Here is a 17957-nt window from a genome sequence, read left to right as displayed (position 1 = left end):
AAGGAGTTGATCCAGTGCCAATCGATAACCCCCCGCAGTCCTTATCGCGAGAAATTCGTCAAGGTCAGATCCCGTTGAAGTGGTCTCGGCGACAGATCATGGCTGCTGGATTTGGTGCAGTTCTGTGGCCGACATTATCGACATGGACAGAGGGGGCTGTTCTCAATCGTAACTATCGGCTGGGGCCGAATCCTTTTGGATTGGGTGTGGCTGCGGGTGATCCTCAACCGACTGGTGCTGTGCTCTGGACACGTATTCTTCCCGATCCGCTGAGTGATGAGCCTGTCGAACCTGTGGCGATTCCCGTCCAATGGGAGGTCTCTCACGACGAGAAGTTCTCGAAGATCATGCAGAAGGGAACTGCGGTCGCTACTCCCGATATGGCGCATGCGGTGCATGTCGAAGTGAGCGGGTTAGACCCTGATCGATGGTACTTCTATCGATTTCTTGCCTCAGGTGGTGCCAGTCGCACGGGCCGTTTTCGAACCATGCCCAGGCCTGAGGCTCTCAACAACCGGTTGCGAATGGCATTTGCTTCGTGCCAGCACTTTGAGCAGGGCCTTTTCACTGCGTATGACCACATGTCCAAAGAGGATCTCGATCTGATCTTTCATCTGGGGGATTACATTTATGAGTACAAGGGGAAAGATCGCCTGGTGCGAAAGCATCGAGGTAATGAGATCGAATCGATCGAAGACTATCGACAGCGGCATGCGCAGTACAAAAGCGATGAATTTCTTCAGGCAGCTCACGCACTTTGCCCATGGATTGTGACCTGGGATGATCATGAATTCGATAACAATTGCGCGGGATACATTTCCGAGCAGAAAGATGTCGATCCTGCCAAGTTTCTCGACCGGAGAGCGAACAGCTATCGGGCTTATTACGAGCATATGCCATTGCCTCGCGCCTGCCTGCCTGAGGGGCCGCATATGGCGCTCTATCGTCCAGCCACATTTGGCCGATTGGCCGATTTTTCTGTGCTGGATACGAGGCAGTACCGTTCGGATCAACCCTGTGGGGATGGAAACAAACCTCCCTGCCCGGAATCGCTCTCGCCTTCGCAAACCATGCTGGGGCCTGCTCAGGAGAAGTGGCTGGCCCAGCGGCTCAAGGCCTCGTCGTCCATCTGGAATGTGCTGGCTCAGCAGGTCATGATGGGGCATGTTGATCGCAAAGCCGGGGAAGAGGTGGCTTATAGCATGGATCAATGGCCAGGTTATGAAGTCGAGCGACAGAGAATTCTTGGTTTCTTTGATCGCGAGAAGATTTCCAATCCTATTGTTCTGACAGGTGATATTCACAGCAACTGGGTTAACAACCTGGCGCCAGGTCAGGATGATAACGCCCAGCCTGTAGCCACTGAGTTTGTCGTGACATCGATCAGTTCTAGTGGGAATGGATCACAGAATCTGAAATATGCCCAAACTGTGCAGGATGAGAATCCCTTCGTGAAGTTCTACAATGCCGAGCGCGGGTATGTCAGTTGTGAGATCACTCCTAAGAGCTGGACGTCGAACTATCAGGTCGTTGAGTATGTCGACAAGCCCGGTGCACCACTGGTGACGCGTGCGAGCTTTGCCGTGGAGAGCGGTAAAGCTGGTGCCCAGAAGATGTAGGCAGATATGTTGCTAAACAAGAAAGGCTGCTACAGCCCAAAGCGGTAGCAGCCTTTTTGACGATTCTAACTTGAGATGGCACTTCAGTACTGGCTTCAGCACGTACTCGGCACTAAATCGCGCGAATGACAGCAGCAGCACTCTGACCCATGCGTGTACGATTGACACTGAGGGCGATGTCGCTGGTCATGCGCCGAGGCTCACCGCGCACAATTTTGAGTCGGCACTCAGGATCGGGAGTGCGGTAATTGAGCGTATGGGGAATCAGCCGATGACGTAATGCGAGAATGCTGCCTACGAGTTCGACCGCACCAGCACCGGCATCGAAGTGACCAAAGTAACTCTTTAGTGCCGTGACGGGGATCGTCTCCGCAACAGAACCAAGGACCCTGTGGTAGGCCCTGGCTTCTGTCAGGTCATCAATGATGGTCCCTTTGCCGTGCGCGTTGATATGGCCCAGATGCTGCGGAGTAAGCTGACTGCGGCGCAAAGCATGCTCGATCGCTCGCACCAGACCTGTCCCCTGGCGGCGATTTTCTAAACCTGCACCATCACAACCTGCTCCAACTCCCAGCACTTCCCCATAGATGGTTGCACCACGAGCCATGGCGTGCTCATATCGTTCAATAATGAACGCCCCTGCTCCTTCACCCATGACCGTTCCCGACCGATTTAAATCGAATGGGCGGCAGGCACGATCAGGATCGGATTCCTGGCTTAACTGCTCGTAAGTGGTAACTCGTGTCCATTCGACTGGGTCAAAATGCGAACTGCACGCACCCACGATCATGACATCTGCGGCACCACGTTCGATAGTTCGAACGGCTTCGGCAAGTGCCAGGATCGCAGACGATTCCGAGCTGGTAATTGTGTTGTTAGGGCCGCGGGCATCGTGCTCCATCGCGACATGGCAGGCAGGCATGTTGGGGAGTTGCTTGATCAGCCACAGCGGGCCAATCTGATCCATGTTCGCAGAGCCAAATTGACTGGCGAATCGTTCGGGATCGACAACGGTTTTCAGGCCGCGGGCGGCATCGAGCAGATCTTCCGCTGAGGTCGAGATATGACTGGCGCCAAACTCGACGCCAATGCGGTAAGGATCAAGATCGCCTCGCTCCAGACCGGCATCTTTCATCGCCATTGAGGCGGCAGCCACACCCAGTTGCACTTCTCGCGGCATGACGCGAATAAACTTCTTCTGGTAGATATGAGCGACAGGGTCAAACTCATTGACCTTTGCTCCCAATGGATGACCAGAGATATTGGAATCTGCCTGGATTCCGGATACTCCCTGGCTGAGGCTGTCCCAGAACGCCTCTTTACCAATGCCAATGGGCGAGACGATACCCACCCCGGTCACCACAATGCGTGGGACAGCGTCTGTATGTAAGTTATTGCCTGCCATCGTAGCAGCCCTCAGGATCGAGCGGCTGTTCCACTGCAGCTCGATTCGCCGTGAGTCTTGTCCATCAAAGACAGAAAAAACCTTCCGGCACTTCGAAATGCCACATGTTCACCACGTTGCAAATCCAGTTGCAAAGTGATGCACAAGCCTTTGTCAGAGAGTTCGGGCATTGGTTTATCGACCAATTTTCGCCAAAAACTCAATGACACTGGCGACTTTGTAGCAAATCAGAAAGCTGGCCATTCCTTCGGTCCCCACCGTCAGAATTGCCAAACACACCATAAATCTGCCCGATAACACACAATTGCTCGTGGATGTCAGACAGAATGTTGCCGCCAGTTTCCCGAATCCGCCTTACGGCAGACCCCAGCCGGTACTTCTGACAACAGTTCAACCACTGCTTATTAAAACCATGTGAGGATGAAATCGTCAAGAGAGAACTCTTTTGTACAGGCCGTTTTGATGTTGATTTCCAGTCCCGCCGTAGACTTTGTTCTGGTCAATTGTGCATTTTTTTCTTGTCGGTCTGATTTTCCTGACATCTGAGCGCCGTGACCGCCGACGCGATGGCCCAACATTCTCGACGAAGCAGGTTCTGGAATTCGGCTGGTCAGGCCTCCTGTCAAACGGCTGGTAATCGGCATCTCAGTCATAATCGTTAAACTGAAGTGAGCCGTGTGCTATTAAGGACAGGAACGGTGGACTTTCCATGATGAGAAATGGATGACCTGTCCGATCAATCGAGAAGAGACTCCTGCGGAATCCTCGTTAAGACTGATACAAAGTGGCTTTGATAGGGCCTGATGTTCATTCGACGGGTTGATGACGAGCCGGAAATTCGAGTCTCAGGTTCTGATCAGTTTTCAGTCACGTGGTGATTCTGTCATGACTGGCATTTCCACTGGAACCGGACTGATCAGTGGTATTGATTATTCCGCGTTGACAGATGCGATCATCAATGCCGAACGTGCCCCCGCGGCTCGACTGGAATCGAGACTGAAGAATGTTCAGTCTAAGCAGGCGGCGTTTACGCAGCTTTCGGCGACGATTCTGAATCTTCAGACAGCCACCAGTAAGCTGGCTTCCGCATCGACCTTTCGCACGACGAGCGTGGCGGTAGGTGATCCCAATCAGCTGGCAGTGACTACCAGATCTGGCGCACAGGTGGGAAGTTATCAGTTTCAGGCCATTCGAGAGGCAAGTTTTGCCCAGACGACTTCCCGAGGTTTTGCAAATGCCGACACACAAACTGTCGGCAAAGCCGGTCAGATTAAAATCTCGAATCCTGCGCGATTGAACTCGACCACACGGTTGGAGCTGCTCAATGGAGGGAGTGGAGTTCAGAGAGGGAACATCCGTATTACCGACCGGACCGGAACCACTGCAACCGTCGATCTATCGAAAGCTGTTTCCATTGAAGATGTTGTCAGTGCTCTGAATGAAGCCAGTGGCATCAATATCAGCGCCAAGATTCAACAGGATCGGCTGGTCATCACCGATCTCTCGGGAGGCTCAGGTTCACTGACCATTGCCGATATCTCGGGCGGAAAAACGGCCAGCCAGTTGGGGATTGCGACGACAGTCAGCGGTTCGACATTAACCGGTAATGATCTGTTGGAAGTGACGGAAAACTTTCTGCTAAGCACGATTAACGACGGAAATGGCCTTTATCAGCAAGCCAGTCTTGATGACCTGAGATTCACGACTGCCGATGGATCCCAGGTCGATGTCAATCTCGATGGTGCATTAACGATTGGTGATGTACTGACTCGGATCAATGATGATGCGGATAATGCGGGAAAGATCTCTGCTTCGCTGGTGAATGGTCGACTTGTTCTCGCTGATCAGACGACGGGCGCAGGGACACTGGCTGTTGCGAATTTGAATTCGTCGAATGCGAAGGATGTGCTGGGATTAAAAACCACACCTGCCGGAGGGACATTGACGGGCAGCCGTCTGGCAGCCGGCCTGGGAACTGTTCTGTTGAAAAACTTGAATGGCGGCACAGGGATCACGGCCCAAGGCACCATTGAAGTCACAGATCGCACGGGAAAAACCGCACAGATTAACCTGTCGTCAGCAGAGACATTGGAGGACGTGCTGCTGGCGATTAACAGTGCGACTGACAGCGGCGGGAATCCTTTAGCTGTCACTGCCAGCGTCGATAGTTCTGGAACTGGTATTCTTCTGGTGGATACGTCGGGAAGTTCGGCGTCGCCACTGGTTGTGACCGATGTGGGTGGTGGGACGACGGCCGCTGATCTTAAAATTGCTGGCTCGACGACGACGACATCGATTGCTTCAGGTTCTTTGAAGCTGAGAAGCATTAACGAAGCGACGGGCCTTTCCACTTATTCGACGGCGGGAGTCTCGGTCCCGACGGGATCATTTCGGATCACCGATTCCTCAGGTGGTCAGTTCATCGTAACAGTCAGTTCCACCACCAAAACTGTGGGTGATGTGCTCTCGGCCATCAATCAGGCCACTGGCGGGCAAGTGACAGCCCAACTCAGTCGATCTGGCGACGGGATTGAACTTGTTGATCAGGCTGCAGGAAGTGGCACCCTTTCCGTAGCGGAGATCTCAGGAAAAACCGCGACAGAACTCAATCTGCTGGGGAGTGGAGTGGTTGGCAGTGATGGGAAACAGGCGATTGATGGACGACGCGTACTCACGATTGATGTCGCAGCCACGGACACTGTGAACAATGTGATTTCGAAGCTGAACGCTTTGGGAGGGCGAGTCCGGGCGACTGCAATCAATACGGGTTCACTCGTCAGTCCTGTCAAAATCTCGTTCAGTGCCACCGCCAGTGGTTCTCGAGGCAGTTTCTTGATCGAAGATCCCAATAACGTGCTGGGAGTCACGGATCCCGCAAATGGGAGTGATGCCGTTCTACGCGTCGGGAATTCAGCTGCCAGTGCCTACTTTTTGACTTCGCCCTTCAACAGCTTTAACAACGTCGCGACTGCCGTGGATGTCTCGATCAAGGCGGTCGGGGCCAGCCCGACGAACGTCACCATCTCGCGAAACAATGCCGCCACGAGCCAGATTGTGAGCGATTTTGTCACCTCGTATAACACAGTCCTTTCGACAATCAGCACGTTAACAGCTTTCAATACGGCCACCAACACGCGGGCCATTTTGCAAGGTGAAGCCTCTGTACTGCGTGTGCAGGAAAGTTTGAGCAGTATCGTCAATTATCGAAACTCTGGTGCGACGGGAGATATTCGATCATTGGGTGATCTGGGTGTGACTGTCACGACGGGCGGGCAATTGCAGATTGATACGGCCAAGCTGAATGACGCACTGGCTGCATCGCCTGAGAGTGTCGCGGCTTTCTTTACCACGGATGGAACCGGTGTTGGCAAACAACTGGACAATCTGGCCAAATCGATGACAGATTCCATCGATGGCTCGCTGACCACGACTTCGAAATCGTTGGAAGCGACCGACACGAGCATCACGGGGCAGGTCAAGCGAATCGATGATCGGCTGGCTCTTCGCCGGACACGATTAACGTTGCAATTTACTCAGCTTGAGACGGTGATCAATTCTCTGCAAAGCCAGGGGAACGCTCTAACGTCCTTCCTGACGCAGTTTAATAACAGCAAATCAAATTGATGAATCGTGTTTGAAGGGTTTTCCTGCATCTGTATGAGTCGCTTCTCATCCGGATGGTCGTTCATCGATATGTGTTTCAGTCGATTCATTTTTCCGTTCGTAGAAGCTATTCCGATCGTGGCAGAGAGAAGCAGTCCACGGAAATTTTCAACGTGAGCTCAAGCTTGCGGTCGATGCGATTTCTGTTCGTGTCTTGTCAGTCAGGCCTTTGATGTGCCTCATGTCATCACTGGACTTTCTGGATGCCTGGTTTCGTTGCGGTTTTCATCTTCAGGAATCTCCCGTGACTTCTCCGAACGAATACTTTCTGGCCAGTATTGAGACAGCTTCCCCGTACCAGTTGCACAAGATGGTGGTGGATGCTGCCGTCCGGAATGCTCGTTTTGCTGTTGAACAGTGGAATACGGCTGACTTTGATGACGTGCTGGAGGCTCTGGCCAAAGCGAGAGCTTGCGTGGCCGAGTTAATGAATGGTGTCCGCGAGGAAGCTGCTCCGGATCTGGCATCGAGGCAGCAGGCTTTGTTTGCCTTCTGCTATAAGCAATTGGTGATGGCCGATGTCGAGCGGAGCCCGGACCATGCGGCCAATGGCTTACGAATTCTGATGATTCATCAGGAAACCTGGCAACTTCTGGGTGAAAAGCTGGCAGCTGCCAATGCTGGCGGAATTCCTCAGCCAAATCACTTGCGAGTGAACCGTTCCAATTCTCAGCAACCCACAGGGCGGCATACAATCGACCATGGGGATGAACTTCCGGGTTCAGGGTTTTCTATGTGGACGTAATTTGATCACGCGGCGTATTGATTGCTTTCGGGCCAGTGATCGCAGGTTGAAATCGTTGAAATCCACGAACGATGACCTAAAAGTCAGTCGATCGACCAGTCCTGGACGAGTAATGAGTCGTAGCCCATTCCGAGAACACAGACTCCGGAATCTGTCACAGTAAAACCTCGTTCTCGATCAGCTGCAGCGTCGAAGCCAATCTCGACTCCCTCAGGGATTTTGACTCCCTTGTCGATGATCGCTTTGCGAATCCGGCAATGTCTCCCCACTTCAACGCCTTCGAAAAGAATCGAATCCTCGACAGTCGCGTAACTGTTCACACGCACTCGAGGTGATAGTACAGATCGTGTGACTGAACCGCCGGAGATGATGCAACCCGTACTGATCATGCTGTCGCGGGCCTGTCCGATCCGTGCGGGTGTCGTTGATTCATCGGCAAAGACAAACTTGGGCGGCGGTAATTGCGGTTGATAAGTCCGCATTGGCCAGTTGCGATCATACAGATTCAACTCGGGATCGACGGCCACCAGATCCATATTGGCTTCGTAAAAGGCGTCGAGTGTCCCCACATCGCGCCAGTAGAGCGATTTGCCAGTGTTTTTATCGCGAAATGGCCACGCTCTGACCAGATGATCGCGTATGGCACCCGGGATGATATCTTTTCCAAAATCGCGATGGCTATCGGGTTCGGTCGCATCACGGCAAAGTTCATCATACAGAAATTGAGCATTGAAAACGTAAATGCCCATCGAAGCCAGGCAACGAGTGGAATCATCGGGCATGCATTTTGGATGAGAAGGCTTTTCGGCGAATTCAATGACCCGGCGATTGGCATCGACCTGCATGACGCCGAACTGCTTTCCTTCTTCCAGAGTGGCCGGGATGCAGGCAATTGTCAGCTTGGCACCTGAGACGATATGGTCTGCAATTAATTGCGAGTAATCCATTTTGTAGATGTGGTCACCCGCCAGAATCAGTATATAATCGGCTCTGGCTTTTTCTATCGAATAGATATTCTGATAGACCGCGTCGGCAGTCCCCTGATACCAGCTTTCATCAATGCGCTGCTGTGGAGGAAGAATGTCGATAAATTCATCCAGTTCACGGCATAAGAATCGCCATCCCAGATTGATATGTCGGTCAAGGCTGGCGGCTTTGTATTGCGTCATGATGAGCATTTTTCGCAGCCCACTGTTGATGCAATTGGAAAGTGCGAAATCGATAATGCGATAAACTCCCCCAAACGGGACAGCTGGTTTTGCGCGATCGCGGGTTAAAGGTTCAAGGCGTGTTCCTTTACCACCCGCAAGTATCAGGGCAAGTACATTTCGCATTGCATAAAACTTTCAGCAGCCGCTGCAGGTTCGATATGGAAAGTTAACCTCTCGCCCGGCGCTGCGAGAGGTATTCCACAAGGGCTCGATCAAATGGCAGACTGGTATCCAGAGGAACGTAATCGATGCCGAGCTTGAGAGCATCGGCAGCGAGAGTTTTCCTCCAGGTTTTGAGTGCTTCGAGATAAGCAGGTCTTGTCCCTAAGGCGTCAACAATCAAAGACTCATCACTCTCGGGGTCAATCATCATCGATGCCCCCTGGAAGGGAAACGTGACTTCAGCTTCATCGAGAACGTGAAACAGGATCACGTCGTGACCACCATGCTTTAAGTATCGAAGTCCTTCCAGAATCTGATCAGGATCAGACAGAAGATCAGAAAAGATCATCATCAGATGGCGGTGCCTCAGCATCCCTGCTGCACGCTTCATGGATGTGCCGAAATCGGTTGTTCCCGTCGGGCTTAATCGCGAAAGGAGACCCAGCAGTTCAGCCAGTTGGGAGCGTCGGCTCCGAGGTGGCAAGGAAGCATTAATGTTGGTGTCGAACGTCATCAGTCCGACAGGATCCTGCTGATGAATCATCAGGTAGGCGAGTGCCGCAGCGAGACAGATTGAATACTCGAACTTGTTGAGTTGTTGCCGGAAGGTGTAGCCCATGCTGGCGGAGAGATCCATCAGCAGCATGCCAGAGATGTTTGTTTCGGCTTCAAATTTCTTGACGAAGTATCGGTCTGTTTTCGCGTAGACGAGCCAGTCGATATCTTTGGGGTCGTCGCCCTGGGAGTATCGGCGATGTTCGCTGAATTCGACGCTAAAACCATGGAAAGGACTGGCATGAAGCCCCTGTAAAAATCCTTCGACAATGAAACGCGCGCGGAGATCCAGACGTGAAACGTTGCGAATCACTTCGGGATTCAAATACTGCTCGGCTGAGTTGGGCATGACAGTATTCCGACCTGGTCAGTTTCAACAGTCGATCATGGCCTTCTATCTGGTCTCTGCAGAGAAACAATCAGGAGTATTTCTTAATCGATGGCTCAGGGACGGCATCGAGCAATCGGGCAATAATCGCTTCACGTGAGAGTCCTTCAGCCTGGGCCTGGAAGTTGGTGGAAATGCGATGCCTGAGAACAGGAATGGCCACGCGATGAATATCTTCAATGGCGACGCTCGGGCGACCATCCATCGCCGCCATGGCTTTGGCCCCGGCAATCAGGAATTGCCCGGCTCTGGGCCCTGCTCCCCAATCGACCAGGTCGCGGATGAACTTCGGTGCCGAATCATCGCGCGGTCTGGTGGCGCGAACTAACCGGGCCACATAGTTCACGGTGAGCGGGCCAATTTCGACCATGCTCACCTGCTTTTGCAGGAACAGAATCGACTTGGCTGAAAGGACTTTACGGATCTCCGGTCGTTCGCCGCGTGTGGTCGCGGTCAGAATTTCCTCTTCTTCCGAGAGATTGGGATAGTCAACGACGACGTTGAACATGAAGCGGTCAAGTTGTGCCTCAGGGAGTGGGTAAGTTCCTTCCTGCTCAATGGGATTCTGAGTGGCGATGACAAAGAAAGGCTCTGGCAGACGGTAGGTGGTTTGACCGACAGTCACCTCACGTTCCTGCATTGCCTGCAAAAGTGCTGCCTGTGTTTTCGGTGGCGTACGATTGATTTCGTCGGCCAGTAAGACGTTCGTGAAGACCGGGCCTTCGACAAAACGGAACTCGCGTCGGCCGCTTTCGTTTTCGTCAAGGACGTTCGTACCCGTGATATCCGAAGGCATGAGATCGGGAGTGAACTGCACGCGTTTGAAGTGGACATCCAGAATCTGAGCGATCGTGGCAACTGTGAGAGTTTTGGCAAGACCAGGCACACCTTCCAGGAGGCAATGCCCACCAGTGAAGATAGCTCCGAGAATCTGCTCAATAACAGGCTTTTGACCAACGATGATCTTGCTGAGTTCTTCCTGCATCAGTTCACGGTGTTTGCGGAACTTCTCCAGAAAATCGTCAAAGTCTCGTTTTTCTGTGGCCACAAGGTTTCCTTTGCCAGTTGCAGTGAAATGACTGTTTCAAATCGTAACGGAGAACCATGGGCAATACACTCGATGAACAGGTCGTTCGTTGACGATTCGTGATAAGTTTTCCTTCGCTTCCCTCGTCAGGCGTCTTGAGATTCAAAGAGTTTTGAGCGTTTTTCCTCTTCAATTCCACGATGAATTGATCCAGAACCGAATCAATGATTTATCCGGAAATTGCACCGAAGTCAGCGTGAAGCATTTTCAGTCCCAGAGCGGTGAAGTGATGACTGGATACTGGGAAGCGACATTCAGTGAATATCCCCCCCAAAACAGCGAGTGTTTTCACTGAAGTTATTCAAATTGATTCGCGTGGAGACTGAAAGTTCACCGAAGCAGTCGATGCAGATGTGGATGAAGTATGGTTGGCTGGCCGATGAATCCTTGGTGATTCATGTGATCTGAGAGTGTCTCCGTGCCGGTTCTTTGTTGCTACTGAGACAGGCTTGTCGGAAAGTCCTACCAATGGTGTTGTCGTTGTCGCCCGACATTCCGACGATTGAGAGCGTTGAACAGTGCCTCCAAGCCATTGGTCATGCCACATTACTCGTGGGATCAAACGAGTGGGACGTGATCTATGCGAACTTCGCCTACGAAGAGATGATGTCGTGTCAGCAGGCGGAGATTACAGGGAAACGTCTGTGTGAGATCCACGAGGGGTGCTGGAATCGATCCGCATTACTGAGTTCTTTGCAGAATACTTGCCACGGCGATCGGCTGGAACAGATTATCGTCGAGCACAATGATTCGAATGGGTCAAATCGTTCCTTCGAAGTGCATCATCGGGTGGCACAACTGGGAACATCGAGATTGTGTCACCTGCTGAGTTTTCGCGATATCTCCATCATCCGCCAGCTTGAAGGTGCTTATAAACGGAGTGAAGCCCGCCACCAGGCTCTGCTGGATTCGGCTGTGGATGCCATTGTGATCATTAACACTCGCGGGGCCATTAAAGCATTTAATCCGGCAGCCGAGCGATTGTTTGGTTTTTCGAGCGATGAAGTTCTGGGACTGAACGTCAACATGCTCATGCCGTCGCCTTATCAGCAGGAGCATGACAACTATCTGAAGCGATATCTCGAAACCAAAGAAAGGCGGGTTATTGGGATCGGTCGAGAAGTGATTGGTAAGCGGAAAGACGGAACAGTTTTTCCGATGAATCTTTCGATCTCAGAAGTCACCGACGGTGAAGAGCGATTGTTTGTCGGGACTGTTCGCGACATTACCCATTCCAAACGAACAGAAGAAGCACTGCGTGACAGTGAGGCGCGGGTGCGAGCCATACTCGGAACTGCGGTGGATGCGATTATCACGATTGACGAATCGGGATTGATCAAGTCGCTCAATTCAGCAGCTCAGAAGATGTTTGGCTACTCTCATCATGAAATGATTGGTGAGAATGTGCGGATGCTCATGCCGGATCCTTATCGTGGTGAGCATGATGGCTATCTGCAGAAGTACCAGCAGACTGGAACTCGACGTGTGATCGGGATTGGCCGGGAAGCTGTGGGCCGCCGGCGAGATGGTTCGACATTTCCTATGGAGTTGTCAGTCAGTGAAGTCCGGCAAGGTTCCCGACGTTATTTTACAGGCATCGTGCGAGATATTACTGAGCGCAAGCGGTACGAGGCTCGCTTGCGAGAATCGATTGAAGAATCATCGAGATCTCAAGCTCGATTGAAGATTCAGGCCGAGGAACTGGCACAGCAGGCGACAAGTCTTTCTGAAGCAAGAAAATCGGCAGAGGCAGCGAATCGTGCGAAGTCTGATTTTCTGGCAAATATGAGTCATGAGATTCGAACGCCGATGACAGCGATTCTGGGTTTTGCCGAGCAAGTCTCTGCGAGTTTGAATCGACCAGAGGATTGTGAAGCGTTGTCGATCATTCGGCGGAATGGTGAGCATCTGCTCAAACTGATTAACGACATTCTCGATATTTCCAAGATCGAATCCGGTCTGTTTGAAATCGAGAAAACGACATGTGACTTGCGTGTGTTAATCCATGATCTCATGCAATCGATCGGGCCTAAAGCCGCACAAAAGAAGATTGGTTTGACAGTCAATTTTGCGACCAATGTCCCGGTCTGTATCGAGACTGATGTCCTGAGGCTGAAGCAGTCGTTGATGAATCTGTTGAGTAATGCCGTCAAGTTTACAGAACAAGGTGGTGTGGATCTCTCGGTGCGAATGACGGAAGAGTTTACGACCGCACCACGAATACAGATGCAGATTTGTGATACGGGAATCGGGATCGCGGCTGAGCATCTTGATAAGTTGTTCATCCCGTTTTCGCAGGCTGATACTTCGGTGAGCAGACGGTTTGGAGGAACTGGATTAGGGCTGGCGATCAGCAAGCGATTGATCGAGTTAATGGGTGGCGATCTGCAGGTGAAGAGTATTCTCGGGAGTGGGTCGTCATTCACGATCACTTTGCCAACCGGAAAAATCAGTCATTCGGCTCTGGGAACTTCGAGACAGGTCTCTGGCCCAAGGTTGACAAAAGCACTCCAGGCTGAAGCCAGAGTGCGGGAGAAGCCGCTGGGCATTCTACTGGCTGAAGATGGTGTTGATAATCAGAAACTCATTGGTCTGATTCTCCGCAAAGCGGGGCATGATCTGACAATCGCCGAGCATGGAGGAGTTGCGATTGCCCTGTATGAGCGGGCCATCGCAGCGGGGCAGAATATCGACATGATCCTGATGGATATGCAGATGCCCTTTGTGGATGGTTACGAGGCGACCCGCCGGTTGCGAAGTATGGGATGTCAAATCCCGATTGTGGCGTTAACAGCCCATGCCATGGTTGGTGATCGCGAGAAGTGCCTGCAGGCGGGATGTACGGAGTACATGACCAAGCCGATTGATCGCCATGCCTTGCTGCAACTGATTGATGAACTGGGTCATCCTTCGTCCGTCTTGAGTCAGCAGCCGATTTGAGTTTTTCACTGCCGAACTGGGCATGAATGGATTACAGTCGTGACCATGAGTGGATGGTCATGACGATCATCATCGCTGGCCAGATGGATCGGTCGTGAAGGAAAACCGAGTGGCAACTTTAGTAATCCGTGGTGGAGCGGTTTATGATCCTCTCCATCATCGAGATGGCGAAATCATCGATCTATGGATCGAAAATGGCAAAGTTGTCGAACCACCTGCCGATCCTGCTTTCCGAGCTGACAAAGAGCTGGATGCCAGTGGTTGTGTCGTGATGCCTGGTGGAGTCGATATGCACTGTCATATCGCGGGGCCGAAAGTGAATGCCGCACGTCGCATGCTGGCTGGTGCCCAGCGAAGTGCGAGGCAGCTTGGAGTGCCCCAGTTTCCGCGGGCGGGAAATGCCGGCCCGGTGCCATCAAGTTTTGCCACGGGATATCTGTACGCGGGACTGGGGTATACGACGGCGTTTGATGCCGCGATTCCTCCATTACATGCCAGAGCTGTGCATGCCGAGTTTGCGGATCTTCCCATTCTTGATAAGGGCTTTTATACGCTTCTGGGTAATAACCAGTTCGTGATGCAATGCCTCGCGCAGAATAATCAGCCGGCTCTGGAGGCGTTCGTGGCGTGGGTGCTGAATGCTGCCTATGGATATGCCGTAAAGATCGTGAATCCCGGGGGAGTAGAATACTGGAAAAGTGCTCGTTTGCCCCTTGATGATCTCGATATGCCCATTGGAAGTGAGCGAGTGACACCTCGTCGTATTGTGAGACAACTGGCCGAAGCTGCAGATCGACTGCGTCTGCCGCATCCTGTGCATATCCATTGCAACCATCTGGGGATTCCCGGTAACTGGCGTACGACTTTGGCAACGATGCAGTCTCTGGAGGGACATCGCGGGCATTTCACACATATCCAGTATCACAGCTATGCCGGTGAACCGAATGATCAGGCGACGTTTGGTTCGGCAACTGCACAACTGGTTGAGTACGTCGAGAGTCATCCGGAGATTACCGTCGATGTGGGGCAGGTGCTCTTTGGTGACACAGTTTCGATGACCGGAGACAGTCAGGTCGGTTACTACCTGCATCGACTGACGGGACGCCGGTGGTTCAGCGGCGATACGGAAGTCGAAGGTGGCTGTGGTGTCGTACCGATCACCTATCGCGATAAAAGTGCTGTCCATGCTCTTCAATGGGCCATTGGCCTGGAGTGGTATCTGCTGATGAGTGATCCATGGCGAATTGCCATGAGTACCGACCATCCGAATGGGGCCTCGTTTCTGGCGTATCCGCAGATTATCGCCTTTCTGATGAGTGAATCGTTGCGAGCCGAAATGCTGGCTCGTTTACCGGCGGCCATGCGGTCGAAGACGATTCTGGGAGATTTAAAGCGAGAGTACAGTTTGCGCGAAATTGCCATCATCACGAGAGCTGCCCCGGCCAGGATGCTCGGTTTGGCGAACAAAGGTCACCTGGGCTGTGGTGCGGATGCCGATGTGACCATCTATTCCCGGCAGGATGATCTCCGGGAGATGTTCGAAATCCCCCGTTATGTTCTCAAAGGTGGTGAAGTGGTCGTCGATGGCGGGGAGTTGCGATCGACCCCGACAGGCGCGACGTGGCATACATTGAGGACGTGGGACGAATCGTTTGAGAAACACATGGCGTCGTTCTTTCGCGATCGTTACACGTTGAACATCAAGAATTATGTGCTCGAGCCAGAAGACCTGGCTGGTCAAACCGCGTCGAATTCGACTTCCGGGTAACTGATCAGTGATGTTTTCGCTGCCACCTTCCTCAAAGAAGCAAAAAATCCAGATTGTGTTCGAGAGTGCGGGGCGGTAGTCTGTCAAGTCACATGAGAGAATGTTTTGCGACTGCAAGTCTCTCTGGATCTGTCGGAAAACTTGATGAGCGATGTTCGCACTGCCAGTTTGTGGTGTGTTCCGCCAGAGTTTCGATGTAGATGACGCGAGGGAGACGCGACGGTTCTCCCAATCATGTTTGTATGAGGTATTGCTCCCCGGATGGAGAATCAGACAGTTCGTTTTGAAGATTTGGGCCTGAGTGAAACAACTCTGGCAGCTGTTAATAAAATGGGGTTTGCAACCCCCAGCCCGATTCAAGCTGCATTTGTTCCGCTGGCACTATCAGGTAAAGATGTCATTGGTCAGGCACGCACCGGGTCTGGGAAAACAGCAGCTTTTGTGCTGCCGATTCTTGAACGAGTCGATGCTGAGAAAGGTTATCCTCAGGCGCTCGTCCTGACTCCTACTCGCGAATTGAGCCAGCAGATTGCCGAAGAGGCAAGCCGCCTTTCACTGAAGCATCCTTTGAGATCTGTTTGTTGCGTGGGTGGCCGAAATATACGCCCGCAGATTACTGATCTGAAGAAAGGGGCTCAGCTTGTTATCGGAACCCCCGGGCGCATCATCGATCTGATGCAACGGGGGGAACTCGACACTTCGCGGTTGAAAATGGTGGTGTTAGACGAAGCCGATCGGATGCTTGACATTGGTTTTCGGCCAGATATCGAGCGAATTCTGAGAAAATGCCCGACCGAAAGACAGACGCTGTTGCTCTCTGCCACATTGCCAGCACCTGTGGCACGGCTGGCACAAAAGTATATGAATGATCCCGAACGAGTCGATGTTTCTCACATCGGGGCGGATTCTCAGAATTCGATTACGCAGTTCTATGTGCCTGTGGATCAGGATCGCAAGTTTCGCACTTTGATTCGTGTGCTCTCGCAAGAAAAGCCACAGCAGGTGCTGGTATTCACAAGAACCAAACGTGGTGCGGAAGAGGTGTACCGCAAGTTCAGCGGTCGCTTGCCGAGAATCGGCTTTATCCACGGTGATTTGTCGCAGAATCTGAGAGAAGGTGTGCTTTCCCGCTTCCGTGATGGTCGTTTGAGACTGTTGATTGCGACCGATGTCATGGGGCGTGGCATTGATATCAGTGGCATATCTCATATTGTAAATTACGACGTCCCTATGGATTGCGATGACTATGTGCATCGGATTGGTCGAACAGGCCGCTTGTCATCGACGGAAAAAATTGGCTCCGCGATTACCTTCGTTACGCGAGAAGAAGGTGACCAGTTGACCAACATTGAAATCCGAGTCAACAAGGAACTGGCCCGGTACGAGATACGAGATTTCGAAACTCAGCGGCCGCGCCGCCCTGCCCGGCATGTGAATGACCCGGCATAATGCCAGCCAGCTTGATGCTGCTGCCGAAATAGAATGACTCGTGCCGTTTTGCTGGCTGGCCGCTGTTCTGGGCGATCAACATAGTCAAACGACAGTGGTTAACAATTTGAGCTGATGATCATTTTGCGAGGATACCTGGATGTTCGCAGCCCGAGTCATTTTTCTTGTCGCAGGGATCTATGGCCTGGTGGTGCTGCTGCCGATGTATGCTGCGGAATCGACATTCTCCGCCGAGTATCCACCCGCAATTACTCATACTGAGTTCTATTATGGTTTTCTGGGGGTGACGATTGCCTGGCAAGTGGCTTACGTGATCATGTCCTGGGATATCAAGCGCTACCGATTGATGATCATCCCTGGGATTATCGAGAAAGTGGGCTTTGTCATTCCCGCCCTGATTCTGACAGTCGTGGGACGTTTGCCGTGGCCACTCGTAGGTGCTGCTGCGATTGATTTTTTGTTTGCGGGGCTCTTTGTGTTCGCCTGGTACAAAACATCACCCGCAAAGACGACTACTTGATAAAGGCGATGGTCATTGGATATTTCCAGACCTCTCCATTACCGGCCTTAATGGCACCGATGATGGGGAAGAGGATCGTCAGGATCACCAGCACAATCAACATCGGGATGCCAATGATCACGACACAGAGAATGCCGCTGACAACTCCGTAGATGAAGCTGGAAATCCACCAGTTCACGATGTTCTTTCCGTGCTGGTCAATCTCTGGTGATTGATCGCGGAAGAGCATCCAGATGACAATGGGGGCAATAATTCCGCCAAAGCCCGTCACCAGATTCAACAATTGTGAGAGGTGGAGTAGCACAGACCATTGCTTCACATCCAGATTGAGTGCTGGCTTGGGTTCAATCAGCCGGGCTTTTTGAAGCTCGAATTCTTCATTCGAGATCGTACCGTTATCGCGAAGCTGCTGCAGTTTGAAGAGTTCATCGGCAATTGACATGGT

General features: G+C 52.2%; 13 protein-coding genes. 7 read left to right on the top strand and 6 right to left on the bottom strand.

All coding sequences use genetic code 11. The annotated features are described in order from the left end of the window. Positions 1 to 98: 98 nt before the first annotated feature. Positions 99 to 1619 (top strand): alkaline phosphatase D family protein, encoded by a 1521-nt coding sequence (locus PLIM_RS08795; RefSeq protein WP_148227295.1) that lies wholly within the window; start codon positions 99 to 101, stop codon positions 1617 to 1619. Between the two features lie 112 nt (positions 1620 to 1731). On the opposite strand, the gene PLIM_RS08790 is transcribed toward PLIM_RS08795, so the two are convergent. Both PLIM_RS08790 and PLIM_RS08785 read right to left on the bottom strand, forming a co-directional pair. Continuing rightward, positions 1732 to 3024, bottom strand: a complete 1293-nt coding sequence (locus tag PLIM_RS08790) for a beta-ketoacyl-[acyl-carrier-protein] synthase family protein (protein ID WP_013109955.1) — start codon at positions 3022 to 3024, stop codon at positions 1732 to 1734. Positions 3025 to 3428: 404 nt separating this feature from the next. After that, positions 3429 to 3668: a hypothetical protein gene (locus PLIM_RS08785; RefSeq protein ID WP_148227046.1), complete on the bottom strand. Its 240-nt coding sequence runs from the start codon at positions 3666 to 3668 to the stop codon at positions 3429 to 3431. 241 nt (positions 3669 to 3909) lie between these two features. Between PLIM_RS08785 and fliD the strand changes: the two genes are divergently transcribed. Together fliD and PLIM_RS08775 are read left to right on the top strand one after the other, a co-directional pair. Continuing rightward, entirely contained in the window at positions 3910 to 6648 is a 2739-nt protein-coding gene (gene fliD, locus PLIM_RS08780; RefSeq protein ID WP_196349553.1) for a flagellar filament capping protein FliD, read from the top strand. Positions 6649 to 6931: 283 nt separating this feature from the next. Next, positions 6932 to 7432, top strand: a complete 501-nt coding sequence (locus tag PLIM_RS08775; protein ID WP_013109953.1) for a flagellar export chaperone FliS — start codon at positions 6932 to 6934, stop codon at positions 7430 to 7432. A gap of 83 nt (positions 7433 to 7515) precedes the next feature. On the opposite strand, the gene glgC is transcribed toward PLIM_RS08775, so the two are convergent. The 3 genes from glgC to PLIM_RS08760 form a co-directional block, all read right to left on the bottom strand. After that, positions 7516 to 8766, bottom strand: a complete 1251-nt coding sequence (glgC, locus tag PLIM_RS08770; RefSeq protein ID WP_013109952.1) for a glucose-1-phosphate adenylyltransferase — start codon at positions 8764 to 8766, stop codon at positions 7516 to 7518. Positions 8767 to 8809: 43 nt separating this feature from the next. Then, entirely contained in the window at positions 8810 to 9709 is a 900-nt protein-coding gene (locus PLIM_RS08765; RefSeq protein WP_013109951.1) for a DUF58 domain-containing protein, read from the bottom strand. Between the two features lie 70 nt (positions 9710 to 9779). Beyond that, positions 9780 to 10796, bottom strand: a complete 1017-nt coding sequence (locus PLIM_RS08760) for an AAA family ATPase (RefSeq protein WP_013109950.1) — start codon at positions 10794 to 10796, stop codon at positions 9780 to 9782. A 507-nt stretch (positions 10797 to 11303) separates the two neighbouring features. On the opposite strand from PLIM_RS08760, the gene PLIM_RS08750 reads away from it, so the two are divergent. The 4 genes from PLIM_RS08750 (at position 11304) to PLIM_RS08735 (ending at position 17512) form a co-directional block, all read left to right on the top strand. Further along, positions 11304 to 13775 (top strand): PAS domain-containing hybrid sensor histidine kinase/response regulator, encoded by a 2472-nt coding sequence (locus tag PLIM_RS08750; protein ID WP_013109949.1) that lies wholly within the window; start codon positions 11304 to 11306, stop codon positions 13773 to 13775. A 109-nt stretch (positions 13776 to 13884) separates the two neighbouring features. Further along, entirely contained in the window at positions 13885 to 15543 is a 1659-nt protein-coding gene (locus PLIM_RS08745; protein ID WP_013109948.1) for a formylmethanofuran dehydrogenase subunit A, read from the top strand. A 261-nt stretch (positions 15544 to 15804) separates the two neighbouring features. Further along, positions 15805 to 16992, top strand: coding sequence for a DEAD/DEAH box helicase (locus PLIM_RS08740; RefSeq protein WP_013109947.1), 1188 nt, complete (start codon positions 15805 to 15807; stop codon positions 16990 to 16992). A 139-nt stretch (positions 16993 to 17131) separates the two neighbouring features. Continuing rightward, entirely contained in the window at positions 17132 to 17512 is a 381-nt protein-coding gene (locus PLIM_RS08735) for a hypothetical protein (RefSeq protein ID WP_013109946.1), read from the top strand. Here the strand turns inward: PLIM_RS08735 and PLIM_RS08730 are convergent. Further along, positions 17505 to 17954 (bottom strand): DUF4870 domain-containing protein, encoded by a 450-nt coding sequence (locus tag PLIM_RS08730; RefSeq protein WP_013109945.1) that lies wholly within the window; start codon positions 17952 to 17954, stop codon positions 17505 to 17507. The genes PLIM_RS08735 and PLIM_RS08730 overlap by 8 nt on opposite strands. Between the last annotated feature and the right edge of the window lie 3 nt (positions 17955 to 17957).

The sequence above is a fragment of the Planctopirus limnophila DSM 3776 genome (assembly GCF_000092105.1).
GTDB classification, from domain to species: Bacteria; Planctomycetota; Planctomycetia; order Planctomycetales; family Planctomycetaceae; genus Planctopirus; species Planctopirus limnophila.
The sequence above is the reverse complement of the archived record's forward strand: the minus strand, read 5'-3'. Positions and strand labels throughout refer to the sequence as shown.